Annotated in this window: 28 protein-coding genes, 2 rRNA genes and 1 pseudogene; 17 read left to right on the top strand and 14 right to left on the bottom strand. The window is 69.3% G+C overall.

The features are described from left to right. Positions 1 to 2 precede the first annotated feature (2 nt). The 5 genes and pseudogenes from BLS56_RS28200 to BLS56_RS33160 form a co-directional block, all read left to right on the top strand. Complete coding sequence (locus tag BLS56_RS28200; RefSeq protein WP_091457053.1) at positions 3 to 731, top strand: DUF4191 domain-containing protein; 729 nt, start codon at positions 3 to 5, stop codon at positions 729 to 731. Positions 732 to 793: 62 nt separating this feature from the next. Next, complete coding sequence (locus BLS56_RS28195) at positions 794 to 1,381, top strand: Uma2 family endonuclease (RefSeq protein WP_091457135.1); 588 nt, start codon at positions 794 to 796, stop codon at positions 1,379 to 1,381. Positions 1,382 to 1,422: 41 nt separating this feature from the next. Beyond that, positions 1,423 to 2,196, top strand: coding sequence for a GNAT family N-acetyltransferase (locus tag BLS56_RS28190; RefSeq protein ID WP_175483091.1), 774 nt, complete (start codon positions 1,423 to 1,425; stop codon positions 2,194 to 2,196). Positions 2,197 to 2,252: 56 nt separating this feature from the next. Further along, positions 2,253 to 2,489, top strand: a complete 237-nt coding sequence (locus BLS56_RS28185; RefSeq protein WP_091457050.1) for a hypothetical protein — start codon at positions 2,253 to 2,255, stop codon at positions 2,487 to 2,489. A gap of 502 nt (positions 2,490 to 2,991) precedes the next feature. Continuing rightward, positions 2,992 to 3,159: pseudogene (locus BLS56_RS33160) on the top strand (Imm1 family immunity protein); the annotation flags it as partial. A 103-nt stretch (positions 3,160 to 3,262) separates the two neighbouring features. On the opposite strand, the gene BLS56_RS28175 reads toward BLS56_RS33160, so the two are convergent. After that, positions 3,263 to 3,460 (bottom strand): DUF397 domain-containing protein, encoded by a 198-nt coding sequence (locus tag BLS56_RS28175; RefSeq protein ID WP_228772004.1) that lies wholly within the window; start codon positions 3,458 to 3,460, stop codon positions 3,263 to 3,265. Then, complete coding sequence (locus tag BLS56_RS28170) at positions 3,457 to 4,344, bottom strand: helix-turn-helix domain-containing protein (RefSeq protein ID WP_228772003.1); 888 nt, start codon at positions 4,342 to 4,344, stop codon at positions 3,457 to 3,459. The genes BLS56_RS28175 and BLS56_RS28170 overlap by 4 nt, the downstream gene beginning before the upstream one ends. A gap of 619 nt (positions 4,345 to 4,963) precedes the next feature. On the opposite strand from BLS56_RS28170, the gene BLS56_RS28165 reads away from it, so the two are divergent. From BLS56_RS28165 to BLS56_RS28135, 8 genes are all read left to right on the top strand, one after another. Beyond that, positions 4,964 to 5,185 (top strand): hypothetical protein, encoded by a 222-nt coding sequence (locus tag BLS56_RS28165; RefSeq protein ID WP_091457044.1) that lies wholly within the window; start codon positions 4,964 to 4,966, stop codon positions 5,183 to 5,185. Between the two features lie 15 nt (positions 5,186 to 5,200). Further along, entirely contained in the window at positions 5,201 to 5,401 is a 201-nt protein-coding gene (locus BLS56_RS31845; protein WP_175483090.1) for a hypothetical protein, read from the top strand. 14 nt (positions 5,402 to 5,415) lie between these two features. Beyond that, positions 5,416 to 6,198, top strand: a complete 783-nt coding sequence (locus BLS56_RS28160) for a helix-turn-helix domain-containing protein (RefSeq protein ID WP_175483089.1) — start codon at positions 5,416 to 5,418, stop codon at positions 6,196 to 6,198. 63 nt (positions 6,199 to 6,261) lie between these two features. Further along, a complete protein-coding gene (locus BLS56_RS28155; RefSeq protein WP_091457040.1) occupies positions 6,262 to 6,597 on the top strand; it encodes a hypothetical protein in 336 nt (111 codons plus the stop codon). A 101-nt stretch (positions 6,598 to 6,698) separates the two neighbouring features. After that, positions 6,699 to 7,109, top strand: a complete 411-nt coding sequence (locus BLS56_RS28150; RefSeq protein WP_139191040.1) for a hypothetical protein — start codon at positions 6,699 to 6,701, stop codon at positions 7,107 to 7,109. An 8-nt stretch (positions 7,110 to 7,117) separates the two neighbouring features. After that, entirely contained in the window at positions 7,118 to 7,693 is a 576-nt protein-coding gene (locus BLS56_RS28145; RefSeq protein ID WP_091457036.1) for a DUF3558 family protein, read from the top strand. Between the two features lie 9 nt (positions 7,694 to 7,702). Next, on the top strand, positions 7,703 to 9,184 hold the full coding sequence (locus BLS56_RS28140; RefSeq protein WP_139191038.1) for a hypothetical protein: 1,482 nt from the start codon (positions 7,703 to 7,705) through the stop codon (positions 9,182 to 9,184). Further along, complete coding sequence (locus BLS56_RS28135) at positions 9,181 to 9,939, top strand: ESX secretion-associated protein EspG (protein ID WP_091457031.1); 759 nt, start codon at positions 9,181 to 9,183, stop codon at positions 9,937 to 9,939. The genes BLS56_RS28140 and BLS56_RS28135 overlap by 4 nt, the downstream gene beginning before the upstream one ends. A 24-nt stretch (positions 9,940 to 9,963) precedes the next feature. Here BLS56_RS28135 and BLS56_RS28130 read toward each other — a convergent pair whose 3' ends face one another. Then, complete coding sequence (locus tag BLS56_RS28130; RefSeq protein WP_091457028.1) at positions 9,964 to 10,446, bottom strand: RDD family protein; 483 nt, start codon at positions 10,444 to 10,446, stop codon at positions 9,964 to 9,966. 236 nt (positions 10,447 to 10,682) lie between these two features. Here BLS56_RS28130 and glnA point away from each other — a divergent pair, with 236 nt between their 5' ends. Continuing rightward, complete coding sequence (gene glnA / locus BLS56_RS28125; RefSeq protein WP_091457025.1) at positions 10,683 to 12,107, top strand: type I glutamate--ammonia ligase; 1,425 nt, start codon at positions 10,683 to 10,685, stop codon at positions 12,105 to 12,107. A 255-nt stretch (positions 12,108 to 12,362) separates the two neighbouring features. Here the strand turns inward: glnA and BLS56_RS28120 are convergent, their stop codons facing one another. The 3 genes from BLS56_RS28120 to BLS56_RS28110 form a co-directional block, all read right to left on the bottom strand. Continuing rightward, on the bottom strand, positions 12,363 to 12,749 hold the full coding sequence (locus tag BLS56_RS28120) for a hypothetical protein (protein WP_139191037.1): 387 nt from the start codon (positions 12,747 to 12,749) through the stop codon (positions 12,363 to 12,365). A 227-nt stretch (positions 12,750 to 12,976) separates the two neighbouring features. Then, complete coding sequence (locus tag BLS56_RS28115) at positions 12,977 to 14,155, bottom strand: cytochrome P450 (RefSeq protein WP_091457021.1); 1,179 nt, start codon at positions 14,153 to 14,155, stop codon at positions 12,977 to 12,979. Between the two features lie 3 nt (positions 14,156 to 14,158). Beyond that, a complete protein-coding gene (locus BLS56_RS28110; RefSeq protein ID WP_091457018.1) occupies positions 14,159 to 15,532 on the bottom strand; it encodes a glutamate decarboxylase in 1,374 nt (457 codons plus the stop codon). Between the two features lie 300 nt (positions 15,533 to 15,832). On the opposite strand from BLS56_RS28110, the gene BLS56_RS28105 reads away from it, so the two are divergent. Next, positions 15,833 to 16,882, top strand: coding sequence for an acetylserotonin O-methyltransferase (locus tag BLS56_RS28105; RefSeq protein ID WP_228772001.1), 1,050 nt, complete (start codon positions 15,833 to 15,835; stop codon positions 16,880 to 16,882). A gap of 15 nt (positions 16,883 to 16,897) precedes the next feature. Here the strand turns inward: BLS56_RS28105 and BLS56_RS31840 are convergent, their stop codons facing one another. Continuing rightward, positions 16,898 to 17,074, bottom strand: coding sequence for a hypothetical protein (locus BLS56_RS31840; protein WP_175483088.1), 177 nt, complete (start codon positions 17,072 to 17,074; stop codon positions 16,898 to 16,900). A gap of 161 nt (positions 17,075 to 17,235) precedes the next feature. Between BLS56_RS31840 and BLS56_RS28100 the strand changes: the two genes are divergently transcribed. Together BLS56_RS28100 and BLS56_RS28095 are read left to right on the top strand one after the other, a co-directional pair. Beyond that, a complete protein-coding gene (locus BLS56_RS28100) occupies positions 17,236 to 18,312 on the top strand; it encodes a DUF1611 domain-containing protein (RefSeq protein ID WP_091457013.1) in 1,077 nt (358 codons plus the stop codon). 95 nt (positions 18,313 to 18,407) lie between these two features. After that, the gene (locus BLS56_RS28095) at positions 18,408 to 19,235 is read left to right on the top strand and encodes an SAM-dependent methyltransferase (RefSeq protein ID WP_228772000.1); all 828 of its coding nucleotides are present in this window, start codon (positions 18,408 to 18,410) and stop codon (positions 19,233 to 19,235) included. Here the strand turns inward: BLS56_RS28095 and BLS56_RS28090 are convergent. From BLS56_RS28090 to BLS56_RS28060, 7 genes are all read right to left on the bottom strand, one after another. Next, the gene (locus BLS56_RS28090; protein ID WP_091457010.1) at positions 19,194 to 19,826 is read right to left on the bottom strand and encodes a TetR/AcrR family transcriptional regulator; all 633 of its coding nucleotides are present in this window, start codon (positions 19,824 to 19,826) and stop codon (positions 19,194 to 19,196) included. The genes BLS56_RS28095 and BLS56_RS28090 overlap by 42 nt on opposite strands. A 41-nt stretch (positions 19,827 to 19,867) precedes the next feature. Further along, positions 19,868 to 20,293 carry an acyl-CoA thioesterase gene (locus BLS56_RS28085; protein WP_091457006.1) on the bottom strand — a complete coding sequence of 142 codons (426 nt, stop codon included), beginning with the start codon at positions 20,291 to 20,293 and terminating at the stop codon, positions 19,868 to 19,870. 98 nt (positions 20,294 to 20,391) lie between these two features. After that, a complete protein-coding gene (locus BLS56_RS28080; protein WP_091457003.1) occupies positions 20,392 to 23,391 on the bottom strand; it encodes a bifunctional [glutamine synthetase] adenylyltransferase/[glutamine synthetase]-adenylyl-L-tyrosine phosphorylase in 3,000 nt (999 codons plus the stop codon). 1 nt (position 23,392) lies between these two features. Then, entirely contained in the window at positions 23,393 to 24,139 is a 747-nt protein-coding gene (locus BLS56_RS28075; protein ID WP_091457001.1) for a type 1 glutamine amidotransferase, read from the bottom strand. Beyond that, positions 24,136 to 24,993: a GNAT family N-acetyltransferase gene (locus BLS56_RS28070; RefSeq protein ID WP_091456997.1), complete on the bottom strand. Its 858-nt coding sequence runs from the start codon at positions 24,991 to 24,993 to the stop codon at positions 24,136 to 24,138. The genes BLS56_RS28075 and BLS56_RS28070 overlap by 4 nt, the downstream gene beginning before the upstream one ends. A 170-nt stretch (positions 24,994 to 25,163) precedes the next feature. Continuing rightward, positions 25,164 to 25,280, bottom strand: a 5S ribosomal RNA gene (rrf, locus tag BLS56_RS28065). A 105-nt stretch (positions 25,281 to 25,385) separates the two neighbouring features. Then, positions 25,386 to 25,476 (bottom strand): 23S ribosomal RNA (locus BLS56_RS28060); the annotation flags it as partial.

The following is a 25,476-nucleotide window of genomic DNA, read 5'->3' as shown; positions in this document are numbered from 1 at the left end:
TTATGGCTGACAAGCAGGACAAAGCGGCCGCCAAGGAAGCCAAGAAGGCGCGCAAAGCAGCGTCGAAGGCCAAGCGCGGGCAGATCTTCCAGGCGTTCAACATGCAGCGCAAGGAAGACAAGGCACTGATCCCCTGGATGCTCGGCGCCCTGCTGGTGGTCACCGGCGTGGTGTTCGGCATCGGCCTGCTGCTGGGCATCGAGTGGTTCGTGCTGCCGGTCGGCATCGCGTTCGGCCTGCTCGCGGCCGTGATCATCTTCGGGCGGCGGGTGCAGAAGAACGTCTACACCAAGGCCGACGGCCAGCCGGGCGCTGCGGCGTGGGCGCTGGAGAACCTGCGCGGCCGCTGGCGCGTCACCCCCAGCGTCGCGGGCACCACCCAGCTTGACGCGGTGCACCGGGTCATCGGCCGCCCCGGCGTCATCCTGGTGGCCGAGGGCGCGCCGCACCGGGTGAAGACCCTGCTGGCCCAGGAGAAGAAGCGCACCGCCCGGGTCATCGGCGAGATCCCGATCTACGACGTCGTCGTCGGCCACGACCAGGGCCAGGTGGAGCTGCGCCACCTGCAGCGGCACCTGATGAAGCTGCCCAACAACCTGCGCCCCGCCCAGATCGACGTGGTCGAGAAGCGCCTGGCCGCCCTCGCCTCCCGCGGCGCGGCCCTGCCCAAGGGTCCGATGCCGCAGGGAGCCAAGATGCGCAGCGTGCAGCGCACCATGCGGCGGCGTTAGGCCATTTGTCGTACCCCTCTGGCAGCCTGTCGGCAGAAGGTGAGGAGAAGCCCGTGACCGCGATGCCGATGCGTCAAACCGAGTCGAGCGCGCCCGCACACCTGCTGACCATTGAGGAGTACGCCGCGCTCGAAGAGACCGAGACGGGGTACACGGAGCTGCTAGAGGGCCGCCTGTTGATGTCGCCAAGTCCCACCCCGGAGCACCAGAAGGCCATGATGGTGCTGGGTTACCAACTGTTCGACCAACTGCCCGATCACCTTGACCTGATCGCCGATGTGGACGTGGACCTCGGTCTGGGCCCGGCGGAGGGCCCCGGTTTCAGCAGGCGGCCGGATCTCGTCGTGGTCGAGAAGGCTGAGGTGGCACGCCGCAAGGCCGAAGGAGGAATCCTCCGGGCCGCCGGTGTGCTGGTCGTGGTCGAGATCGTCGCGCCGGGGTCCAAGCGCACGGATCGCGTCACCAAGCGCGGCGAGTATGCCGACGCCGGGATTCCGCATTACTGGCTGCTCGACATCGAAGACCCGGTCTCGTTACTGCCATGCCACCTGGCCGAGGAGTTCGGGTACCAGAACAGGGACGAGGTGACCGGAACCTTCACCACCGACGTCCCGTTCCCAGTCACCATCGACCTCGACGCCCTCCAGTAATTCGCGGGCGGGCCAGGCTCGGCCCCGGTTACCGTCCTCGGGTGCCAGAAGCAGACCGTCTCGCCTCCCGTATCGCCGCCGCGCAGTTGGCGGGGCTCAGCCGCGACCGCGCCGTCATTCCAGCGGGCCCGTTCACCGGCTTGCTCTCCGCTGACGGCCCCGGGTACATGTCGTACGCGGTGGCGACGCACCCGGGCGAGCCGGTCAGGGACGCCGACAAGGTGGCCCGGAGTCTGGAGATCCTGCGCGCCGCTTTCCCGCCTGGCGGTCTGCGGTTCGAGTTGATCGAGCAGGCCTGCCCCGGCGCCGCGGACACGTTGGCTGCCGCAGGCCTGACCGTGACGATGCGGATTCCACTGCTGGTCCTCGACCCCGCTGACCTGCTGCTCCCCAAGCCCCTCGACGGCGTGGCGATCGACGTCGTGCGCACGACCGCCGACCTCGCGGCCTCCGCCGAGGTGGCCCGCGCCGCGTTCGGCGCGCCCCCGGGCGAGCCGCCCACCAGCCCGCCGCCCGCCCCCGAGAACGGCGGTTCCGTCCTGGCCACACTCGACGGCGAGCCGGTAGCCGTCGCCTCCTGGACGCCGGTGGCCCACGGCGTCACCGAGATCGCGGGCGTCGGCACCGCGGAGAACCATCGCCGCAAGGGCCTCGGCGCCCTGGTCACCGCCCACGCCGTCCGCGCCGCGACTGACCTGGCAGGCGTCCGCCTGGCCTGGCTGACCCCCGGCAGCGAAGACGCCGACCGGGTGTATCGCACAGTCGGCTTCGTCCCCACCGCCACCGCCGTGCACCTGGCGGACACCGAGCCCTGACGGCCCGCGGCTTATCCCGCCCCAGGTTGTCAGCCCCCGCGCCTAGCATCCTGGCTGTGACCATCGCCGACGACGCCCGGCGCCTGGCAACGCTCGCCGGAGCGGTGGACCGCGTCCAAGACCGGCTTGTGGCCATTTCGGACACCATGGACACCGTCGACACCGACACCGCGCGAATACTCGGCACTGGACACCGCGCGGCGGCTGTCAACCACGCCATCGAGGAAGCCGAGCCCGTCTCAGCGACCTCCATGCCGTCTTGGACATGGTTTCCCGGCACATCTCCGACATAGCGGAGCGCCACCTCCACGGCACATCGTCGCCGACACCATCGGTCGACGCCGGAGTCCCGGTGCCGCCCGCAGAGGTGGAGCGGTTACGAACGGGCCTGCCTCCCGACATCATCCGGTCAGAGGATCGCCTGCGAGGCACACCCCAGCCCAAGGCGCACGGCCGCTGGATCGACCCGGAGGGCAACATCAACTCCGAGGTCAGCGGATGGGACGACAAACACCAAGCGGCAGTCGAATGGTTCGAGAACCAACCGGAAACAAGGTCCCTTCAACAGCCGCCGACGTGGAGATAAAGATGGCAATCCACATGCGCAGCAATAGAATCCGACACACCGCCCTCACCATTGAGGTTTCCGCAAAATCTATCACGGGAGAGCGAAATGACAATCGAAGCGTGGTATCAGCGAGACGGTCCGAATGTCCTCCGTGACCTCAGCGATGCCTCCCCGCTGCTCGAAAGAGTGCGAGCCGATTCCTTGGCCTATGGCCTCCCGCTGACGAACTTCTGGCCTGTTCTTACCAGGACAATGAGCGCCCGGTCCCGGCGAACAGTGAAATCCCGTTCGCCAAGGTGGCCGAGGCGGCGGCGGAGTTCTTTCGGCTCGGCGGGGACCGGCCCGCGTCGGTGGCGTGGCGGAAACTCGGGCGGCGGAGCCCCACGGCCCCGTAGCGCCGGGGGCGGGAGGGCCTGTCGAAGGCCGCTCCCGACGGGTCGGGGCGGCCTTCGACAGGTCACCGCTGCCGCGTGGCTGCGGCAGGGACGAGAAAGCGCGTCAGTGCTGCGTGGTGTGGCGGACGAAGGCGTCCCACTGGTGGGAGCCGAAGACCAGGGCCGGACCGGCGTCGGACTGCTTGCTGTCCCGGGTGGCGACCTGACGCTCGCCAAGGAACGCCACCTCGACACACTCTGCTTGCCCGTTGCTCTTACTGCTCTTAAACCAGTTGGCGTTGGCCAGCTTCTTGCTGTTCACTGTCCCATCTCCCTTGCTACAGTGGCGATACAATTCATGGACTCCGTCTCGTCTAGCACAGAGTCCCATATATTCGTGAATGCCGTAGCGTATCGCCGAATTTCGTGCGGTTTCTCCAAGAAGAGCGCACCAGCGAAGTTGTCGATATAAATTATCGACGGCTCCAGAGGCTGACCATTCCCGTTGGTCGGGAAATCCAACTTGACGAACGGGCCAGCCAGGACGCCGTAGTGAAATCCCGCCGCATACGGCACCACGCGCACCGACACGTTGGGCAACTGCCCCAACTCGACAAGTCGGCGCAGTTGTTCGGCCATGACTTCGGGACCGCCAACGGGCCTGCGCAAAACCGCCTCGTTGAGCGCGATGTGGAGCACAAGTGGCCGAAACCGCCGGAACAGCAGCGTCTGCCGAGCCATCCGCACCTGCACCCTGCGCTCGATCTCGGCAGGGTCGACTCCGGGGTTGTCTGTTTGAATCAAGATGCGGGCGTAGCGCTCGGTTTGCAGAAGTCCGGGCACCAGTTCGGACCAGTACCCGCAGAGATACTCGGCCGCTTCCTCCAGGCCGATGTAGAGGTCGAAGCCCTCGGGGAGGACGTCGCCGTAGCTCACCCACCACCCCTTGGCCTTGGTCTCCCTGGCCAGCGCCATCAGCGCCTCTGTGGTCTCCGCTGGCGCCCCGTACAGTGCGCACATCGCCTGCACGTCCAGTCCGCGCAGCGAGGTGAGGCCGTTCTCGATGCGCCACATCTTCGTCTCCGACCACTCCAGCTCGACCGCAGCGGTCCGCACTCCCATCCGCGCCTCGTTCCGCAGGCCGCGCAGGAACCGCCCCAGTTGGCGGCGCGGCAACGTCGATCCCGTCGTGCCTTCGTCCGACACTCTCCACCTCACTCGCTCAGAAGGAATCTTACGCGCTATTTGAAAGGTTCATCAGGTACGCGCCGGTCGAAACTCACCGCTTAGGCGTATTCTTTCCAATAAATCACCTACGCAGTATTGCAGATCCACCGCCGAACGTGTTTCCTCTTCATCGGCGGGTCGTTCCCGCTCTCCCCCAATCATCTGGAGCGGCGGATGCACACTCTTATCACCCTCGATGCCGACTACTGGCTTGGGGAGTTTCGGCGGCGCCGATGGCAACTTCACCCGGCTGAGGCGGCCACGGAGCCACGCGCGGTATTCGCCGCCGTGCTTACCTGGCCTTCCGTCCACGATGTGGTGATCGTATGGGATGAGACGACGGCAATCGCCTACCGAACGCCACGAGGGCCGGGGCTGTCCGAGTTCGCTCCGACCCACGTGGTCGCCGAATACAGCGGTCCCGCGACCTGGGTTTTGCGGTGGATTCTCACTCTTTCACCTCCGGGAAATGAGATTCCGCCGCTGCGTCCGGTCCCGCCGGACTTCGCGCTGCCCAAGCGCCGCCGCCAGTCCGGCTCGTACCCCCGGGCGACCGCCCGTTAGCCCGTCCCCACCGGATCAAAAGAGAACAACGACCATGAACCAGCCGTTTTTACCGTGCCCGCACGGCTTCATCCCGCAGAGCCTGGAAAACATCTGCACCGACATCGACGACTTGACATTCCTGATGCAGAAGATCAAGCGGGCCGTGGAAGAAGTGGAATGCACTGAAGAACTCGTGGATGAGCTTCGCATGACGAACGACATGATCCTCGACCACCTCGACTGGATCGCCAAGCACACCCCGCCCAAGAAATAGCGAACGGAAAACCCGATGGCCGCCAAGTCCCGCCCACCCGAGGTCGAGCAGGTCTCCCCGTTCTGCGACAGGACGACCGACAGCGGTGGAAAGGACTGGTACCTGTGCCGGTACCGGCCATGCGGGTTCGGTGTGGCCGCCGAGACGATCGACCCCGTGGCGGCGGTGAAAGTCCATTACCGAATCACCCACATCGCCATCAACCACCATATTTGACAGGAACCACGCGAATGCGGATCGAGCCCACTCTGCCGGTGCGAGTTTTGGGAACCGCGCTGCGCGAACTACGCCAGCGGACGGGGATCACCCAGGAGGAAGCGGCGGCGAGGCTGCTGTTCAACAACCGGAAGATCAGCCGCCTGGAAACCTTCCAGGTCCCCAGCCACCACGAGTTGCTGGCGATGCTCGACCTCTACGGCGTCCCGGTCAACGACTGGGAGCCATACGTGATCATGCGCGAGGAGGCGAAGGCCAGGGGTTGGTGGCGCGAGTTCGGCCTGGACGACCGCGGTTATGTTCCCTTGGAAGCCCAGGCAGTGTCCGTCCGCTCATTCCAACTCGCCGCGATTCCCACGCTCCTGCAGACCCCTGACCATGTCCGCGCCACCACCCAGTCCACCAAGGCCGTCCTACTCCACCGGCGGCGCAAACAGCGCCTCACCGAGAACCCGCCCCTGCGCCTGCACGCGATCATCCACGCCAGCAGCCTGGACCACACGGCCCCCCACATGGCCGAACAACGCCGCCACATAGCCGAACTGGCCGAACTGGACAATGTCACCGTCCAGATCCTCCCCCCATCACCCCAGCCCACTGTCCGGCTCGTCTGCTCGTTCTCGCTCCTGGATTTCCCCACCCACGCCGAAATCGCCTGCGTAGACCACCCCGCAGGCACCCTCCAACTCAGAAAGAAAACCGAGACCCGCGCCTACACCAACGCCTTCGACAACCTCACCACCACAGCCCTATCCCCCGAAGAGTCACTAACCCTCCTCCGCCGCACAACCGAGTAGGCGAAGGAAACCGAGGTCCGACAATCGGCTGTGTGATTCTCAAGGGCGCGGCATAGTGCGGGTATGGACGCCGAAGGCTTCATCGTCACCCCAGAACAGCAGGTCTGGCTGGACTCGTTGACCGACGAGCAACGCCGCCGAGGCGTCGAGATGCTGAGAACCGCGTGGTCGGTGTGTCGGATGGTCGCCGAGCACAGCGACCGCCTCGCGGACCTGACAGTCGAGACCTCAGGCGGCGAGGCGGGGGTGGGCTGGGCCATGTCACTGGCCCTGCGCGCCGAGGCCTTCCGCGCCCTGGCTCGCGGTGACACTTCGGCCTACGAAGACCTCACCACCCGCGCCAACCACAACCAACCTCCCGAGTCCCCGAACACCCAGGTCAGGCCCCCGGCCCCCTGAGCCGAGGGAAACCCCCGAGATCCTGTTTTCGTCATTCCGAGCACAGAGCGTGGCCGCGCTGCTACGGTTCCCCAAGTGGATCTTGGCGGGGAGGTCGCGGGATGACACCAGAGGACGCGAACCCATTCGGCCCGATGGGTGGCTCGCTGTTCGACAACATGCAGGGCTTCGCCGACGCGGCAGCGGCGGGCGCGGTCAAGATCACCGAAGAAGGCGGCGAAGCCCTCCTGGCTGTGATCAAGAGCTTCCTGGACGGGATGCAAGACCAGGCTCACAACCTCACCCTCATCTCTCGGCCGCCGCCGTTGGGGCGGTTGAAGGGCGGGGAGGTGATGGCGCCGTTCATGGTCGAGGTGGCCACCGATGAGAACGGTTTCGTGACGCGGTTTCGTGAGTTGCGGGAGTCGCTGTTGAAGGCAGAAGAGGCCATCCGGCAGTCGATGGCGAACTACGAGGCCACCGAGGAAGCCAACCGGGCGGCGATGAACAGGCTGCGGGACGAGGCACAGTGAGGAAGTCGATGCGAGTCCGGGGTTCAGCGCTGGCGGTGCTGCTCGGTGCGGTCGTGGGGATGGTGGGATGTTCGACAGTGACACCCGGCCAGCCTGGACCGGTGCCCGGGTCCGATGCGGGTCCGACCATCCCTGGCACCGGCCTGCCGCGTTCGACCGGCACGTCCAAGGTGCCGACGAGCACCGGCAAGCCGACCGGAGATGGCCCGTTGGCCGATGTGGTGCCGTGCTCGCTGCTGACCGAGGCGGATCGCGCCCAACTGGGCTTCAAAACCGAGCCCAAGGACGTCGACTATGTCGACCGACGGTCATGCAAGTTCAATGAAGACCGGTTCACGGCCGGTGTGAACATTTACTACAGGCTGGGCTTGGACAGCGTGGAAGCCGGTAACACCGACGTGCGGCCAGTGCCGACAGTGGGACGACACAAGGCGCTGCACTCGATGTTCGGCATCACCTGCTTGGTGACGATGGAAGTCACCGCCACATCCACCGTGGAGGGGGCCGGGTCGGCTAGAACGGATGCTGAGTCGTGCGAGGTCGCGATGAAGATTGCTCAAGCCGTCGAGCCGAAGTTGCCGTGAGGGGGAGCGGTGGGGCCTAAGCCAGTAGTCAACGAGGTCGGCTCGGTGCGGTCGCAGGGGGATTTGCGCGCCGAGGTTGAGCAGCAAGTCGATCGGGAATTGCGGAACCGCTACGGCGACGGGCTCTTCGGTGAGCTCATGGCGCAGTTGCACCGCGAGAGCATGGTCAACGACCAGGTGCGCGACCGGATGGCCGCCGAGGCGGGCATCCTGTCTCAAGGGGGTCACATGCGAGCCGCGCCCTCGATTCCCGGCATGAATTACCTCGCTATCCCGCACAGCGATCTCAAAAACAATGTCATGGAGGATGCCGACCCGGGTGAGGTCGGCCGAGTCGGCGACGCCTGGGTGGGCCTCGGCGAGTGGATGATCGGTTTTCAGCGGCAGTTCAGCGGCGCTATCGCCGCCAGCGAGTCCACCTGGGAAGGGACGTCGGGCACTGCCGCTCGGCAGTTCATGGCCGATGTTGGCAACTACGTCGGCCAGGCCGGGACCAGCGCGCAACTGGCGGGCAGGCAGGCGCAGTTGCACGCGGACGCGCTGTCCACGGCCCGCGCGATGCCCGATCCGGTCGATTTCGACGTCGACGCCGCCAACGCCGAGCTGGGGACGATCACCGATCCGGTCGAGCGAGCCACGAAGTACGAAGAGCACATGGCGACCTACGAGCGCAGCCAGCGGGCCCATGAGGAAGCCGCGCAGGTCGCGTCGGGATACGACCAGAGCATGGCGGGCGCGAGCACCATGCCCGCCTTCGCCACGCCGCCGGTGATGGGCGCGGGCAGCACGCCGCCGGTGGAGCCGCCGGGACCGCCGTCGCCGCCGCCGAAGTCCCGTGAGCCGGGCGGGGCGTTCGTGCCCAGCCAGGTCGCCGGACCGTCGTCGGTGGGGACCGGCGGCCCGGACTCGGTGACCAGCGTGCCCCCGGCGGCGGTGTCCGCCCAGGGATTCGAGCAGGGGCAGGCGAACCAGGCGGGACGCCCGATCACGTCCTCGGGCAGACCGGGCGAGTTCTCCCCGCCACTCGGCGGACTCCCGATCGCCGGTCTTGGCGGCGGTGACCAGCAGGCGGACCGGAGAGGCGCGGGGCGCGGAGCCGGACCTGGCGGCCCGCGCCAGGGTTCGGCGGGCGGATTCGGCGCGGGCGCCCGGCCAAGCGGGGGATTCGGCCCACGCGGGGGCAGCGGGTTCGGGCCGGGGACCGGTGGACCCGGCCCCGGGACGGGCGGCCCTGGGCCCACGGCCGGTGGACCGCGAGCCGGGGCGGGAGCCTTGGCCGCCGAGCACGCGGCCGGTCGCGGCGGCGGTCCCGCGGGCGGCGGCTCGGCGGGCGGCGGGCGTGGCGGCGCAGGCGGCATGGGCGGGGGCGGCGGCGCCGGTCAAGGCGGCGAGGACACCGAGCACCAACGCCCGTCGTACCTGGTCGAAGCCGACCCGGACGACCTGTTCGGCACCGACGAGATCACCGCGCCCCCGGTCATCGGGCAATGATCGCCTCGTTCGACCTGTCCTTCGCCGCGGTTGACGTCCTGTCCCAGGGACTCGGGATCAACTGCCGCCAGTTCCCCTTTCAGATCCACAGCTTCGGCGACCACGTGGCGGACCGCCTGCGCCTCGTCGGCGCGGTCCGCGACGATCTCCACCGCCGGGGACTCGCGCGGGCGGGGGATCTTGCCCCCGAGGTCGAACAGGCGCTGCGGGTGCTGGCCGAGCCCGAGGTGGCGATCGCGGTGGTGGGCAGTTCCGCGGCTACCGGCCCGCTCCACGCGCGAGCGTCGACGGCGGGCCGACACGCGGTGCTGGTGACCCGGGTAGAGCAGGCCCTGCGGTTCGAGGTGCTCCGTCCGGAGGCGATGGTCCGCGCTGCCGCGCACCTGCTGCCGCCCGCGAAGGCCGGGCCAGGCCAGTCCGTGAGCATCACCCGGCCGCGGGCGGCCACAGCCCCGGACAGCGTCGGCGCCGCGCACAGCGTGGTGCGCCCGCCACGAACCGGGGCCCACGCGCAGGAACAGGCAGCCACGCGAATCCTCCGCAGGCCCAGGCTCGGCGACGGCTACTTCGTCGTCAACCGGGGACGGCGCCGCACGCAGGGCCTCACTTGGGTCGACACCGACGCCGGGCGGTACCTCGGCCTGAGCCGAACCGACCAGCGGGGCGACACCAACGTCACCTACTTCCCCGCCGACAGCGAACGAGTGGCGCGCAAACTGGGCGAACTGGTGGACGAACTGGCCCAGGCCCGCTGACCCCGGTCCTGACCGACTACTCGTCTAGCGGGTGCGCAAGACGATGGTCCCGACAGCTTTGTCATGCAGTCCTCGGCCGTCCCGATCGGTGATGGCCGCCGGGACGACCAGAGCCACGAGCACCGATCGGGGGATCGCACGGATGGGGCCCACCAGTGGCGCTCCGTCCATCCGGACCACCCGCAGCCCCAGCAGCGCCTTGCCCGGTGTGAAGCCCGCCAGTGCGACACCCGCCACAGTGATGACGAACCAGGTCAGCAACGCCCAGTAGTTGAAGGTGCGCATGACGGCCGGGTCGGTGAAGTCGGGGCGGAAGAACACCGAGGTCGCCAGGGAGGCCAGCACCAGGTCGATGGCCAGCGCGCCGAGCCGGATGCCGGTGGACGCGACCGATCCCGACCCGCGCTCGGGCAGGCCGAGGCGTTCTCCGCGCCAGCGCTGTGGGCCGTCGGCGGGCTCAAGGGCCGCGCCGGGCCCGGACAACCAGGTTCCGGTCCATCTGCTCACCCCTCCAGCGTAGGGCGGCGTCACCGTGGCGAGTGGACCTGGCATGCTTCGAGGTGCACTAACAGGTCTCGTTAACACCCGTGAAACATGGGGGTGATTGGCGGGCAACACCACACTCTTAGCGTCATCACGCAGAGCGGGCACGGCCATGCCGCCGTGATCGCCGGCAGGAACGGCTGCCCGCTCGCGCGGTGGGCCGGTCGCGGCCGGCAGAGTAGACGAAGGAGTCAACAAGCGTGTTCAACTCTTCCGACGAGGTCCTGCGCTTCATCGCCGATGAGGACGTGAAGTTCGTGGACGTCCGGTTCTGCGACCTCCCGGGCGTCATGCAGCACTTCACCCTCCCCGCAAGCGCGTTCGACGAGGACGCCTTCACCGAGGGCCTCGCCTTCGACGGGTCGTCGGTTCGCGGTTTCCAGTCGATCCACGAGTCGGACATGCTGCTGCTGCCCGACCCGTACACCGCACGGATCGACCCGTTCCGCATCGAGAAGACGTTGATCGTCAACTTCTTCGTGCACGACCCGTTCACCCGCGAGGCCTACACCCGTGACCCGCGCAACATCGCGCGCAAGGCCGAGCTCTACATCGCCGAGTCCGGCATCGCCGACGCCGCGTACTTCGGTCCCGAGGCCGAGTTCTACATCTTCGACTCGATCCGCTTCGACTACACCGAGAACGGCTCGTTCCACGAGATCGACTCGGTCGAGGGCTGGTGGAACACCGGGGCGCACGAGGACGGCAACAACAAGGGCTACAAGACCCGCTTCAAGGGCGGCTACTTCCCGGTCCCGCCGGTCGACCACTTCGCCGACCTGCGCGACCAGATGGTGCTGAATATGCAGGGCGCGGGCTTCACCGTCGAGCGCGCGCACCACGAGGTCGGCACCGCGGGCCAGACCGAGATCAACTACCGGTTCAACACGCTGCTGCACGCCGCGGACGACCTGCAGCTGTTCAAGTACATCATCAAGAACACCGCGTGGCAGGCGGACAAGTCCGCGACGTTCATGCCCAAGCCGCTCTTCGGTGACAACGGCTCCGGTATGCACGTGCACTCGTCGCTGTGGAAGGACGGCACGCCGCTGTTCCACGACGAGTCCGGCTACGCGGGCCTGTCCGACACCGCGCGCCACTACATCGGCGGCCTGCTGGCGCACGCGCCCAGCCTGCTGGCGTTCACCAACCCCACGGTGAACTCCTACCACCGCCTGGTGCCCGGCTACGAGGCCCCGGTCAGCCTGGTCTACTCCCAGCGCAACCGCTCCGCCTGCGTGCGCATCCCGATCACCGGCAACAACGCCAAGGCCAAGCGCGTCGAGTTCCGCTGCCCCGACTCCTCGGGCAACCCGTACCTCGCCTTCGCCGCGATCGTGATGGCGGGCCTGGACGGCGTCAAGAACAAGATCGAGCCCCCGGCCCCGATCGACAAGGACCTCTACGAGCTTCCCCCGGAGGAGGCCAAGCAGGTCGCCCAGGTCCCCGCCACCCTCGGCGAGGTCCTCGACGCCCTGGAGGCCGACCACGACTACCTCCTCGAAGGCGGCGTGTTCACCCCGGACGTCATCGAGACCTGGGTCGCCTTCAAGCGCGAGCACGAGATCGACCCGCTGCGCCTGCGCCCGCACCCGTACGAGTTCGGCCTGTACTACGACGTGTGATCGCACACCGGGTTTGACCTGGTAGAACACCTGGTTCCACCACGAACGGCCGGTTCCGCCACCCGCGCGGAACCGGCCGTTCGTGGTGATCGACATACATGGTGAAGCCGCTCGGCACCCGATGATTCCACAAGGACCTACATCGGAGTCCCTATCTCGTTGACTGACAAACGCAGGGCGCGATCATCGACAACCTGCCAGACAACTCGTACCCTGCCGCGCACGTCGAACACCCCTGCGGGTAAGCCAGGAAGTTCAGGACTGCTCCTCGTAGGCACGTCGCACTCTGCTGACCAAGAATCCAGCAGGTGACTCGGCGCCCTCTGCCAACCACTCCAACTTATGTGGTTCCAGCTCAACGACCGCCTCGCGCAGGAGACCTTCTATTGCCGCAGCGTCGTCGCGTCCGAGCCTGCCAAGCACATCCACCAGGTTGCGGAACCTCGCGCAGCCCAAGACCGCGAACGCAGTATCAAATGGCAGCAACTCACTGATCAGGCTGGACACGTACTCCTCGCGACCGTCGCGATCGATCATTAGCACCCCCATCAAGCCCCCGTACAACGTCGAAGTCATCCCATCACAGAACATCAGCCGATGGCCATTGAGGGCGTCTCCAGCGACGAGCACTTCAACACCCACTTGTCGCCCATACCCTGAGCATCCGGCCACGCCAGGAGTTTCGGGAAGTGGGCTGCAACCGGCCCCTACTTGTCGCCATGCCATCCCCAAAATGGCTGTGATCGGCACTGCGTCCCGACCCCAGACCCGTTTTGGTCACTCAGACCGACTGCGACCGTGATCACAGCGAACGGCCGGTTCCGCCACCAGCGCAGAACCGGCCGTTCGTCATGTGTTGGCCTGCCCGGTCAGGATGCCCGCTGGGCTGTCGCGTCCCACACTGCCGCGAGCGGCCCCGGTAGCCGCAGCTTCCAGCCGTGCGGCGCCGCCTGCCAACCGGGTGCTGGGCGCACGCCGGGTAGGCGGTCGAACAGCACGTCCAGTGCCGTGCGGGCCACGGCGGTGACCAGCGGGTGCGCCGGGCAGTGGTGTGGACCGGTGCCGAATCCGAGGTGCAAACGGACGTCGCGGTGCAGGTCGAAACGCTCGGGCTCGGTGAACGCCGTCTCGTCGCGGTTCGCTGAGGCGATGGCGGCGGCGATCATGCTGTCCGCTGGGATGGCTTGGCCGCCCAGAGTCACCGGGCAGGTCGTGCGCCTGCCCAGGACGCCGACGGGTGCGCTCCACCGCAGTGCCTCGTACACCGCCACGCCGAGCAGTGACCTGTCGGCGCGGACGGCGGTGAGCTGGTCCGGCGCCGCCCACAGCGCCGCCAGGGTCCAGCCCGCCAGCCAGCCGGGTTCGAGGGTGCTCAGCGCGAGGTGCTTGAGCACCGGCAGCACGTCCGCCTCCGGTCGGGGGTCGCCGGGGCGGCGGTTCGCGTGCAGGAGGTGGGAGATGCCCGACCCGTCCGGCTGCCCGCGTAGCCGCTTGACGAGCGCGGTCACGCCCCTGTCCTCGGACAGCGCCTCTGCCGCCGCCGAGTGCACCGTCGGGTCGCGGCCGAAGTCGTTCGCCACGTTCGCCAGCGCCTCCCCCCAGTGGCGCATCGTGTCCGCGCCGCCGACGTCGAGCCCGAACAGCCTGGTCACGGCGGTCACCGCGACCGGTTCGAAGTAGTCCCCGGCCAGGTCGGCCCGGCCGGACGGGAACACCTCGTCGGCGACCTGGTGGGCGACCGGGCGGACGACCGTGTCCACGTGGTCGGTCACCCGGTGGGCGGCGTAGTCGTGCTGGAACGCCTCCCGCACGTCCTGGTGGGACTCGCCCTCACGCAGCAGCATCGGCGGCCCGCCGCACAGGCCGAGCAGCGGCGACCCGGGCTGGTCGGTGGTGAACCGCGCCGTGTCCGTCAGGACCGTGTGCACGTCGTCCCAGCCGGTCACCAGCCACTGGCGCGCCTCCGGCACCCAGCTGACCGGCTCGTCCCGGCGCAGCCGCGCGTAGGCCGGGTACGGGTCGGCCTGCAGCTCCGCGATCGTGACCACGCGTCAGTCCGTGTAGGTCAGCGCGGTCGCGACGTCGGGCAGGGGGAACGGGTGCTTGGTCAGCCGCTCGGTGTGCTTGGCGAGGCTTTCGAGGAACTTCCCGGCGAGGTCGAGGGTGAACCCCTGCCTGCACACGACGCGGAGCACGTGCACGTGCTCCAGGTTGGGCGGCAGGCTGTAGGCGGGCACGTGCCAGCCGTCGCTCTTGAGCGCCTCGGACAGGTGGTAGACGGTGAAGCCGACGTCTTCCGGGTCGTGCAGGCGGAAGGCCACCACCGGCAGGTCCTCGCCGTCGCTGAGCACGTCGTACGGCCCGGCGGCCGCGACGCCCTTCGCGACTTGCCGCGCCACCTCTTGGCACCGCTGCGCGATCAGCTGGAAGCCCGCGAGCCCGTTGCGCAGGAACTGGTAGTACTGCGCGATCACCCCGGAAGCGGGCCGGGAGAAGTTCAGCGTGAACGTGGGGTGGTGGCCGCCGAGCACGTTGCAGTCGAAGACGAGCGACTGCGGCAGGTACTCGGGGTCGCGCCACAGGCACCATCCGGACCCCGGGTAAACGAGGCCGAACTTGTGCCCGGACGCGTTGATCGACACCACCCTGGGCAGCGCGAAGTCCCAGGCGAAGTCGAGGTCGAGGAACGGCGCGACGAACCCGCCGCTCGCCGCGTCGACGTGCAGCGGCACATCGATGCCCCGGTCCGCCGCCACGGCGTCGAGGGCGGCGGCGATCTCCGCGACCGGGTCGTAGCGCCCGTCCTGGGTGCTGCCGAGCACCGCGACGACGCCGATCGTGTTCTCGTCTACCGCCTCGGCGGTAAGCGCGGGGTCGAGAATCGTGCGCCCCTCCGCGAGCGGCACCATCCGCGCCTCCACGTCCCAGAAGTTGCAGAACTTCGGCCAGCAGACGTGGACGTGGGAGCCGAACACCATATTGGGTTTGCCCGTTCCGCCCTGCTCCCGCCAGCGGCGCAGCATGGCCAGACCGGCCAGCATCGCGGCCTCCGAGCTGCCGCTGGTGGAGCAGCCGATGAATCGGCCGTCGTCCTCGTGCCACAGATTCGCGAGCGCGTTGATGCACTCCTGCTCGATGTCGGAACTCGCCGGGTACTCCTCGCGGTTCATGAGGTTGATCGACGCGGTGTCCGCGTAGATCCGTTCGAGCTCCGGCTCGGCGACGGTCGTGCAGAACGTGGCGAGGTTCAGCGCCGCCCGGCCGTCGAGCAGCAGCCGGGAATGCACGATGCCCGCGGCGACACCCGCTGGCATCGGATTCTCCGCGAGTCTGCCTTTGGGGATGACGTCCTCGTCGATCCGCTGCGCGAAGACGGGGGCGATCTGCAAATCTTGCTCATCGGTGATCTCACGCTGCAGGCTCATGGCTACCTCGGGGCTCGTTCGGGGGTTTCGCGGAACAGAAAAGCCACCACTATGTTTAGCGCAGTTGATACGCACTATCGAGTGAATGCCTCTGCTCTTTTCGCACAAGAGCCGCGGACGTCTCGTCGCCCAAAGATTAATAGTCAGCCTGCCGAGACCACGACTTCGCACGGCCGAGTGAATCGCGACTCTTTCGGAGGAAGTAAGTCGGCGAACAGGTGGCGCCACCCCGGGCCGATACTTGACAACGGTTGTCGTTACGGTATGACGGTAGGGAGAAGCGACCACAGGGGGTACATCGTGACGGAAGCAGATCCGACCGCGCAGGCCATGGCCGCCCGGGGGAAAGTGGCCCAGCTGGTGTTCGGGCACATGGCCGCGCAGGTGGTGGCCACCGCCGTGCGGCTCGGGGTGGCGGACCTGATCGGGGACGGTCGCCTGACCGCGGCGGAGGTGGCCCGCGAGCGCGGCACGGACGTCCAGGCGACGCGTCGGCTGCTGCGGACGCTGGCCGCGCTGGACCTGGTGGCCGAGGACCAGCCCGGCACGTTCGCGCTGACACCGGCGGGCTCGCTGCTGCGCGTCGACCGGCCCGATTCGCTCGCCTCCTTCGTCCGGATGTTCGCCGACCCCGCCATGCTGCGCGCCTGGGAGCACCTGGACGACAGCGTGCGCACGGGCCAGCCGTCCTTCACCGAGGTCTTCGGCGTCGACTTCTTCGCCTACCTCAAGGACAACCCGGAGCTGTCAGCCCAGTTCAATGCCGCGATGAGCCAGGGCACCCGGGCCAGCGCCGCCGTGCTGCCCGCGCGCTACGACTTCGGCCGGTTCGGCACGGTCGTGGACGTCGGCGGCGGCGACGGCACCCTGCTCGCCGCGATCCTGCGGGAGCACCCGGCGGTGCGCGGAATCCTCTTCGACACCGCCGAAGGGCTCAGCCGGGCGGAAGAGACCCTGGGGCGCCACGGCGTCGCCGAGCGCTGCCTCGTCAAGACCGGCGACTTCTTCGCCTCGGTTCCCGACGGCGGCGACCTCTACCTGCTCAAGAGCGTCATCCACGACTGGGACGACGACCGCGCGGAAACCATCCTGCGGCACTGCCGCGCCGCGATGCCCGACCACGGCCGCCTCCTGATCGTCGAGCCGGTGTTTCCCGCCGCGGTGGACGGCTCGACCTCCCCGATCATGTACCTGAGCGACCTCAACATGCTCGTGAACCTCGGCGGGCGCGAACGCGACCGGGCGGACTTCGAGGACCTCTGCGCCCGAGCGGGCTTCACCGTGACCGGGATCAGCGCCCTGCCGCCGCCGCACCCGTTCTCGCTGATCGAAGCGGCGCCCGCCGCCTGATCGCGCGGCCCCGCGTCAGTCCCGGCCTGCCTCGATGACCTTCCGGGCGGTGGCCGCCGGATCGGTGACCAGCACCTCGTGGCCGCCGGACATCCCGACGACCCGGAAGACGCCCCAGCCGGTCGGACAGCCGCGGCACGGCTGGGGCCGCAGCCTGCGGCAGACGGCGAGGGCGACATCGCGGAAGCCCACGACCTCTCACCCTGCGCGTTCCCCGCGTTACGGAAGTGTTTCCCGAACCGCTACCCGCGCTGGGATTCCGCGCACCGCGCGCGAAGCCATACGCTCCCGCGCAGCACGTCCGCGCGGGCTCGTTCGGACGGTCTTTCCGCGCTGACGACGAGGAATCCGCCATGTCCGCTGCCCTTGAACCCGCCCGCGTCGACCGCCTCAAGGTCGCCTACTCGGTGCGCAACCTCGACCTCGGCACCCCGCTGAGCCTGGTCCACCACAGCGACCACCAGCCCCGCCACGGCGACCTCGTGCTGGCCGAGGTGACCAAGGTCGGCTACCACGAGGTGATCGAGCTGACCGACGGCCGCAAGGCGAAGCTCTACCTCGGCGACGAGCTGCTGCTCGCCTACGGCGCCCGCTACGCCCCCGACCACTTCGAGGCGGAACTGCCCGACGACCTCGGCGCGTGCGACCTGGTCGCCGCCGGTGGCGTGCTCGGCAAGGTCCGCAGCCGCAACGCCGCGGTCAGCGCGCCGACGACGGTCCGCCCGCTCGGCCTCGTCGGCGACAGCGCGGGCCGGGTGCTCAACGTGTCCGACCTGGCGTTGGGCGCGCCGCTTGCCGCGCTGCGCAAGCCGCCCACGTTCGTCGTGGTCGGCACGTCGATGAACTCGGGCAAGACCACGACCGTCGCGTCCCTGGTGCACGGCCTGGCCCGTGCGGGTCTGCGGGTGGGCGCGGCCAAGCTGACCGGCACCGCGGCTGGCGGCGACCCGTGGCTGTTCCGCGACTCGGGCGCGGTGGTCGCCCTGGACTTCACCGACGCGGGCATGGCCACCACGTTCCGCATCCCGCTGGAGCGGCTGGTGGCGAGTTCGGTGCTGCTGCACGGGCACCTGGCCGCCCGTGGCGTGGACGCGATCGTCCGGGAGATCGCCGACGGCCTCTTGCAGCCGGAGACCTCGCAACTGCTCGACCGCCCGGAACTGCGCCGCCTCACCGACGGCGTCCTCTTCGCGGCGGCGGACTCTTCCGGCGCCCTCTACGGCGTGCAGCGGCTCCGCGCGGCCGGTCAGCCGGTCCTCGCGGTCAGCGGCCTGCTCACCGCGTCGCCGCTGGCCGTGCGCGAGGCGCAGGCGGGCCTGGACGTCCCGGTCTACGGCCCGCTCGACCTGCAATCCCCCGCCCTCGCGGGCGAACTGCTCCGCCGCGCGACCGCTGAGGCGACCGTCGAGGTCGGCGAGGTCCTGGCCTAGCGCTCGCCACAGAAACCGAACGCTGATTCTGTTTGACGTCGCCCCGGACCGCGGGGAGACTGAAACAAAACGAATGTTCCTTTTAGGGGGTTAGGGTGAGCGAGACGCTGAGCGGCATCGGCTGGACGGCGCTGGGGGTGGCCGCGCTGCGGGCCAGGGAGAACGAGCGGCCCGACCGGCTCTTCGAGGACCCGTACGCGCGCCACGTCCTCACCGCCACCGGAGTCGACCCGGGCACGTGGGGCGCGGGCGCGGCGAGTTTCATCGACCTGATGGCCGACCAGGTGGCCGTGCGGACCCGGTTCCTCGACCAGGCCCTGCTCGACGCGGTGGCCGACGGGCGCGGGCAGGTCGTGCTGCTCGCGTCCGGCATGGACACCCGGCCGTTCCGGCTGCACTGGCCCGAGCACACCCGGCTGTACGAACTCGACTTCGCCGAGGTGCTGGCCCACAAGCGGACCGCGCTCACCGGAGCCGTCGCGGGCTGCGCGCATGTCGAGGTGCCGACCGACCTCCGCGAGAACTGGCCGGACGACCTGCGCGCCGCCGGTTTCGACCCGACCGCGCCGACGGTCTGGCTGGCCGAGGGCATCTTGTACGCGCTACCCGCGCCCGCCGCCGACCTGCTCTTGACCCGGGTGAGCGGCCTGTCCGCGCCGGGCAGCGCGCTGGCGGCCGACCACGGCGAGGACTCCGAACCGCTGCGCGCGGCGCGGGCGGCGATCTCGTCGGAACTCGTGGGCCTCTGGCAGGGCGGCCCCGCCGACCCCGGCGCCTGGCTCGCCGACCACGGCTGGGAGCCCGCCGTCCTCGACGTCGCCGAGGTGGCCGAAAGCTACGGCCGCCCCGCGCCGCCCGCCTTCGACCCCGCCCGTGCCGACTCAGGACGCGGCTGGCTGATCACCGCCCACTGGCGCGGGTGAACGAGCGGATAAGACCGCGGACAGCCCACTGTGGAAAACCCGCGCGTCAGCACTGTCGAGCAGCGCGCGTTGGAACAGGAAAGCGGGACCGAGCGCGGTAAGAGCGCGGGCGACATCCTCGGCGGGCACGGCGGGATCGAGCGATCCGGCCTGCCTGCCGCGCTCAACCAGCCGGAGGAACTTGACGCGCACCTGCTCGTAGGCGTCGGCCAGCAGCGCGCGCAGCGCCGGGTTGCGCAGCGCCTCCGCCCACACCTGCACCGCCAGGCACGCGAAGTCCCGCCCGCCCTCCTGCTGCTCCAGCACCTCGAACACGTGCTGGAGCACGTCGCCGGGACGCGGCGGCGCGTCGTCGGCGAGCACAGCGTCGAAGCCGGTGGTGATCTCGGCGAGCACATCGGTCACGATGGCCTCGACCAGCGCTTCCTTGCTCGCGAAGTACCCGTACACCGCGCCCGCCGAGAGCCCCGACTCGGCGAAGATGTCCTGCATGGACGTGGCGTGGAAGCCCGAGCGGGTGAAGCACCGGCGGGCGGCGGAGACGATCTGCCGCCTGCGGGCGTCCCGGTAGGGCTGGGTGACACGGGGCATCGGCCCAGTGTAGAGAACGCCTGTTCTGGTTGCGCTGTCCTTCAGGAGGACAGCCGCGCCAGGTCGAACCCGTGCGCCGCCAGCACCGCCCGCGGGTCGGCCACCAGCTTGCGCTTGTCCAGGTCCATCACGCCGATCACGCAGGTGATCTCAGCGGAGACCGTGCCGTCGAGCTTGCTGATTACCGAGTCCGCGTTGAACGTCTTACCGGTGCCGAACTTGACCTCGCAGGTGACCTCGATCTGGTCCCCGGTCCGCAACTCACGCCGGAAGTCGATGGTCGACGACAGCAGCACCGGCGCCGTCTTGGCCGCCATCAGCCCGTCCCACGAACAGCCCGCCGCGGCGAACCCCTCGACGCGGGCGATCTCGGCGTACTGGTGGTAGACGGCCTGGTTGACGTGCCCGAGGCTGTCGAGTTCGTACGTGCGCACGGAGATGCGCGTACTCCAGGGCTTGGCGGTCACCGGGCCACCTCACAGGCAAGCTCGCTCATGGCCTGAGCCTATGTCCGCACCCGACAGTCCCGCCCGCGCTCGTGACCAGCCCGACAAGTCCCCACCGGTCAGTCGTAGAAGATGTGCTCCACGATCGCCCTGGCCCGGCGAGTGGTGCGCCGGTAAGCGTCCAGGAACTCGCCGGGGTCCTCGCTGAGCGGCTCGCGCAGGGCGCTGACCACCGCCGCCAGCTCCCGGCCGTGCGTGGGCACCTGGTCGGTCTGCTTGCCGCGCACCAGGGTGGCGGCGTTGCGGACCCGGGTCACCAGCAGCCAGGCCTCGCGCAGCGCGCGGGCGTCGTCGGGGTCGATCAGGCCCGCCGCGGCCGCGTTGGCCAGGGCGTCCACAGTGGAGGTCGTGCGCAGCGACGGGCAGGCGTGCGCGTGCCGAAGCTGCACGAGCTGGATCGTCCACTCGATGTCGGCGAGCCCGCCGCGGCCGAGCTTGGTGTGCGTGGTGGGGTCGGCCCCGCGCGGCAGCCGCTCGGTGTCGACCCTGGCCTTGATCCGGCGGATCTCGCGGACCTGGGTGGCGTCGAGACCGCCCTCGGGGTAGCGGATCGGGTCGATCAGCTCGATGAACCGCGCGCCCAGCTCCTCGTCGCCCGCCACCGGGCGCGCCCGCAGCAGCGCCTGGGTCTCCCAGATCTCGCCCCACTGCGCGTAATACGCCCGGTAGGACTCCAGGGTCCGCACGATCGGCCCCTGCCGCCCTTCCGGCCGCAGATCCACGTCGACCTGCAGCGGCGGGTCCTGACTCGGCGACCCGAGCAGCTTGCGCACGGCCTGCGCGACCCGGCTCGCGTACCTCACCGCGTCCGAATCGGACACCCCGGGCGCGGGCTCGCACACGAACAGCACGTCGGCGTCCGATCCGTAGCCCAGTTCCGCCCCGCCGAGCCTGCCCATGCCGATTACCGCGACGGCCGCCTGCCGACCGCCCGCCGCCGCTGCCTCCGCCCGGTCGACCGCGGCGATCGCGGCCTGCAGCACCGCGCTCCACACGCTCGACAGCGCCGAGCACACCGACATGACGTCCATGAACCCCAACAGGTCCGCGCACGCCACCCGCAGCAACTCGTGCCTGCGCAGCGACCGCGCCGCGGTGACCGCGTTGCCCAGGTAGCCGTGCCGGTTCACCGCGTTGCGCAGCGACGTCGCGACCTCGGCCGGGTCGCGGACCGCCAACTCCTTGGGCTCGGCCAGTAACCGCAGCACCTCCGGGGCGCGCACCACCAGGTCCGGGACCAGCTTCGACGTGCCCAGCAGCGTGGCCAGCCGCTCGGCCACCGCGCCCTCGTCGCGCAGCACCCGCAGGTACCAGGGCGTGCCCGACAACGCCTCGGAAACCTTGCGGTAGGCCAGCAGCCCGCCGTCCGGGTCCGGTGTCTTGCCGAGCAGGTCGAGCAGGACCGGCAGTATCGCCATCTGGATCGCCGCGCGCCGCGACACCCCCTCGGTGAGCGCCTTGATGTGCTGCAGCGCCCCCTGCGGCGAGGTGTAGCCGAGCGCGGCGAGCCGGGCCCGCGCCTCCTGCGCGGTCAGTCGCAGCGCGTCGGTCGGCACCCGGGACACCGCTTCGAGCAGCGGCCGGTAGAACAGCTTCTCGTGCAGCCTTCGGATTCGGTTGCCGTGCCGCTTGAAGTCGGCCTGCAACACCTGCGCCGCCGACCGGCCGCGCTCGGGCCCGATGCCGGTGGCGCGGGCGAGCCAGCGCAGGTCGGCGGTCTCGCTGTCGGCGGGGAACAGGTGCGTGCGGCGCAGCCGCTGCAACTGCAAGCGGTGTTCGAGGGTGCGCAGGAACCGGTACGACTCGCCCAACTCGGCCGCGTCGGTCCGCCCGACGTACCCGCCCGCGCCGAGCGCGGCCAGCGCGTCCACAGTGGACCCCAGGCGCAGCGCCTCGTCGGTGCGGCCGTGCACGAGTTGCAGCAGCTGCACGGCGAACTCGACGTCGCGCAACCCGCCCCGGCCCAGCTTGAGCTCGCGGTCGAGCAGCTCGGACGGCACGTGCTCCTCGACGCGCCTGCGCATCGCCTGCACCTCGGGGACGAAGTTCTCCCGGTCGGCGGCGTTCCACACCATGGGCCGCACCGTGTCCAGGTATGTCGCGCCGAGCCCGGCGTCGCCCGCGACGAACCGCGCCTTGAGCAGCGCCTGGAACTCCCAGGTCTTGGCCCAGCGCTTGTAGTAGGCGCTGTGCCCGTCGAGGGTGCGGACCAGCGCGCCGTTGCGGCCCTCGGGACGCAGCCCGGCGTCGACCTCGAAACACGCCTCGCTGGCGACCCGCATCATCGCGGTGGCCACCCGGGTGGCCAGCGAGCTGTCGCCCTCACCAGCGAAGACGACGTCGACGTCGCTGACGTAGTTGAGCTCGTGGCCGCCGCACTTGCCCATCGCGATGACCGCCAACCGGGCCCGCTCCTGGACCGGGGCGGCGCCGTTCTCCTCCCAGGCGACCGCGAGCGCGGCCCGCAGCGCGGCCTCGGCCAGGTCGCTGAGCCTGCCCGCGATCACGTCGTACACGGCGGCCGGAAGCCCCGGCTCGACCACATGCCCGAGATCGTCGGCGGCGATCTCCAGCAGCAGCCCGCGGTAGGCGAACTTGAGCGCCCGCACCGCTTCCGCGCCCCGCAGCGTCGCCACCGGCCCCTGCCCATCGGTCTGGGCGTCGGCGCCTACGGCCGCGTACAGGGCCGCGTTGTACCCGTCGACGGGAGTGCCGTCGCCCGCGAGCCTGCGCCACTCGCCACGGCGCGCGGCGAGGAAGTCCGACAGGGCGCTCGACCCGCCCAGCACGGCGACGAGCCTGCCGCGCAGCCGCCGGTCGGCCACCAACGCGTCCCGCAACTCCGGCCAGGCGTCGAGGTCGGACTCGCGGATGCGGTCCAGCCCGCGCAACGCCAGATCGGGGTCGGGGCTGCGGGAAAGGGCGGTGAGGATCACCTCGTACTCGGCCTGTGGGCCGACATCGCCCCAGAGGCCTGCCGCCCGGAGCGCCTGCTCGGCCCGGCTCTCGGTCAGGCCGAACCGGGCAGCGGAGGAAATCGAACGCGCGGGGTCAGCCACGTCAGATCATCGGCAGCTGTGGGCGGGCAGGGTCCACGGGGGCGAGTTCCCCGCGCGCCAGGCGCACAAACCGGTCGACGAACGGCCGCCAGGTCTCTTCGACGTCGGCGTGCACCTCGTCCAGCCGCTCAGGGGTCAGCTCGCCGGGCCGCGCGTGGGCGGCGGTCGCCGGGTCCGCTTGTGCCCAGTCCAGCACGATGTCGGTGGTGGTCTCGATGTGGAACTGGAGGCCGTAGCCGACCCGCCCGATCCGGAACGCCTGGTTCGGGTAGCGGGTGGACGAGGCGAGCAGATCGGCGTTGACCGGGAGCCGGTGCACGGTGTCAGTGTGGAACTGCACGACGTCGGGCATCAGCGGCAGGTCGGCGAACAGCGGGTCGGCCCATCCCACGTCCCGCTTGGCGACCAGGCCGCCGCCGGCCTCCGGCCCGGCCACCACTTCCCCGCCCATGGCGACCGCGAGAAGGTGCGCGCCAAGGCCCACCGCGAGCAGCGGCACGTTCCCGGTGACGCACGCGCTCAGGAACCGCCGCACGTCGACCAGCCACGGGTGTTCCAGCACGTCGTTCGCGCCCATCCGCCCGCCCAGACACACCACGGCGGCGTAGTCGGCAGGCGCGGCGGGCAGCGGCTCCCGGTCAGCGTGCACCAGGTCGAGGTCGGCGCCCGCGTCGGCCAACCAGTCCGCGAGGCGAGCGGGCGGGTCCATGTCGGAAAGCTGCACCAGGAGGATGCGTACGGGCGTCACGCTTGGAGAGTATGCCGTTCACCGAACAAGGACTCCACAGCGTCGAACACCGGCCGGAACCCGATCCGCTGATAGATCGAGTTCGACACGGGGTTGTCGAGGTCGGCGAACAGCAACACATCCCGCGCACCGCGGTCGAGCGTCACCTGCGCCACCGCTGCCGTCACCGCGCTGGCGTACCCGCGGCCCCGGTGCTCCTTCGGGGTGTAGACGGGCCCGATCCGCGACATGCCGCACAGCGGCGCGCTGCCGCTCGCGAGGGACACGGGCGTGTCCTGCTCATCGAGCCAAATCCCGATCCGTCGGTCGGCCGCGACTTGCCGCCGCATCTGCTCTTCCCCGGGCGGTCCGGTGAACCCGGGCAGCACCTCGGCGCTGAACTCATCCCACCACCGCCCTAGGAGAGGGGTATCCGTTTCTGTGGCCAGCCGGAACCGCCCCGGTGTGTCGGGAGCCATCAACTCGCCGAGCCGATAAAGCCGATCCGGGCGCCTGCTGGTGATCACCAGGCCTGCCCGCTCCCGCCACAGATCGATGAACGGGTCGGCCACGTCCCTCGGTCCCCGCACGAACATCGGCCGGAGGTTGTGGTCGAGCAGGTAATCGATGAGCGTGTTGTGCGTTTCGACCGGCAGCGCCGACACCGACAGTGGCCACGGCTCGATCTGGAAGGTGGCGCCGACCAGCCGCTCATCCTGGTGGATCGCGAGCAGAAGCGAATCGTCCTCGGGCCCGACGACCATGAGCCCGTACAACGCCGTCAACGCCACGGTGTGTCGAACCGGATCGGCCTCGAACAGCGGACCCACGACTTCCCAGTAGTCGGGGGCCGTGGCGTAGCGGGTCACCTTCATCCAGTCATGGTGACGAACCACCCGGGCCCCTCGCGACCGGTTTTCCGCCGCACAGCCTTCCGCCCGCAGCCTTGCCCGCGTAAACACGCCCGCAAGGTCCTGGAAACGCAAAGCAGCCCTCGTTCCGCCAGGATCGGAATCCTGGGGAACGAGGGCTGCTCGCAATGATTGTCCGGCGGCGTCCTACTCTCCCACACCCTCACGAGTGCAGTACCATCGGCGCTGGCAGGCTTAGCTTCCGGGTTCGGGATGGGACCGGGCGTTTCCCTACCGCTATGACCGCCGTAACACTATGAAACAAACACAACCCTCAACCCCGACCCAACCCGAAAAACAGGGATGGTGGGGATGGTTGGTGTCTCAGACACCACACAGTGGATGCGTAGCATTTTTGTAACAAGCCCTCGGCCTATTAGTACCAGTCAACTCCACCCGTTACCAGGCTTCCATCTCTGGCCTATCAACCCAGTCGTCTACTGGGGG

The sequence above is a fragment of the Actinokineospora iranica genome (genome assembly GCF_900101685.1).
In the GTDB taxonomy this organism is placed as follows: Bacteria; Actinomycetota; Actinomycetes; order Mycobacteriales; family Pseudonocardiaceae; genus Actinokineospora; species Actinokineospora iranica.
The sequence above is the reverse complement of the archived record's forward strand: the minus strand, read 5'-3'. Positions and strand labels throughout refer to the sequence as shown.

Excerpts from the sequence above, each read along its gene's own strand:
- BLS56_RS28200 (WP_091457053.1), top strand. The coding sequence starts at position 3 with ATGGCTGACAAGCAGGACAAAGCGGCCGCCAAGGAAGCCAAGAAGGCG.
- BLS56_RS28195 (WP_091457135.1), top strand. The coding sequence starts at position 794 with ATGCCGATGCGTCAAACCGAGTCGAGCGCGCCCGCACACCTGCTGACC.
- BLS56_RS28165 (WP_091457044.1), top strand. The coding sequence starts at position 4,964 with ATGAACCAGCCGTTTTTACCGTGCCCGCACGGCTTCATCCCGCAGAGC.
- BLS56_RS31845 (WP_175483090.1), top strand. The coding sequence starts at position 5,201 with ATGGCCGCCAAGTCCCGCCCACCCGAGGTCGAGCAGGTCTCCCCGTTC.
- BLS56_RS28160 (WP_175483089.1), top strand. The coding sequence starts at position 5,416 with ATGCGGATCGAGCCCACTCTGCCGGTGCGAGTTTTGGGAACCGCGCTG.
- BLS56_RS28155 (WP_091457040.1), top strand. The coding sequence starts at position 6,262 with ATGGACGCCGAAGGCTTCATCGTCACCCCAGAACAGCAGGTCTGGCTG.
- BLS56_RS28150 (WP_139191040.1), top strand. The coding sequence starts at position 6,699 with ATGACACCAGAGGACGCGAACCCATTCGGCCCGATGGGTGGCTCGCTG.
- BLS56_RS28145 (WP_091457036.1), top strand. The coding sequence starts at position 7,118 with ATGCGAGTCCGGGGTTCAGCGCTGGCGGTGCTGCTCGGTGCGGTCGTG.
- BLS56_RS28135 (WP_091457031.1), top strand. The coding sequence starts at position 9,181 with ATGATCGCCTCGTTCGACCTGTCCTTCGCCGCGGTTGACGTCCTGTCC.
- BLS56_RS28110 (WP_091457018.1), bottom strand. The coding sequence starts at position 15,532 with ATGAGCCTGCAGCGTGAGATCACCGATGAGCAAGATTTGCAGATCGCC.
- BLS56_RS28100 (WP_091457013.1), top strand. The coding sequence starts at position 17,236 with ATGTCCGCTGCCCTTGAACCCGCCCGCGTCGACCGCCTCAAGGTCGCC.
- BLS56_RS28090 (WP_091457010.1), bottom strand. The coding sequence starts at position 19,826 with ATGCCCCGTGTCACCCAGCCCTACCGGGACGCCCGCAGGCGGCAGATC.
- BLS56_RS28070 (WP_091456997.1), bottom strand. The coding sequence starts at position 24,993 with ATGAAGGTGACCCGCTACGCCACGGCCCCCGACTACTGGGAAGTCGTG.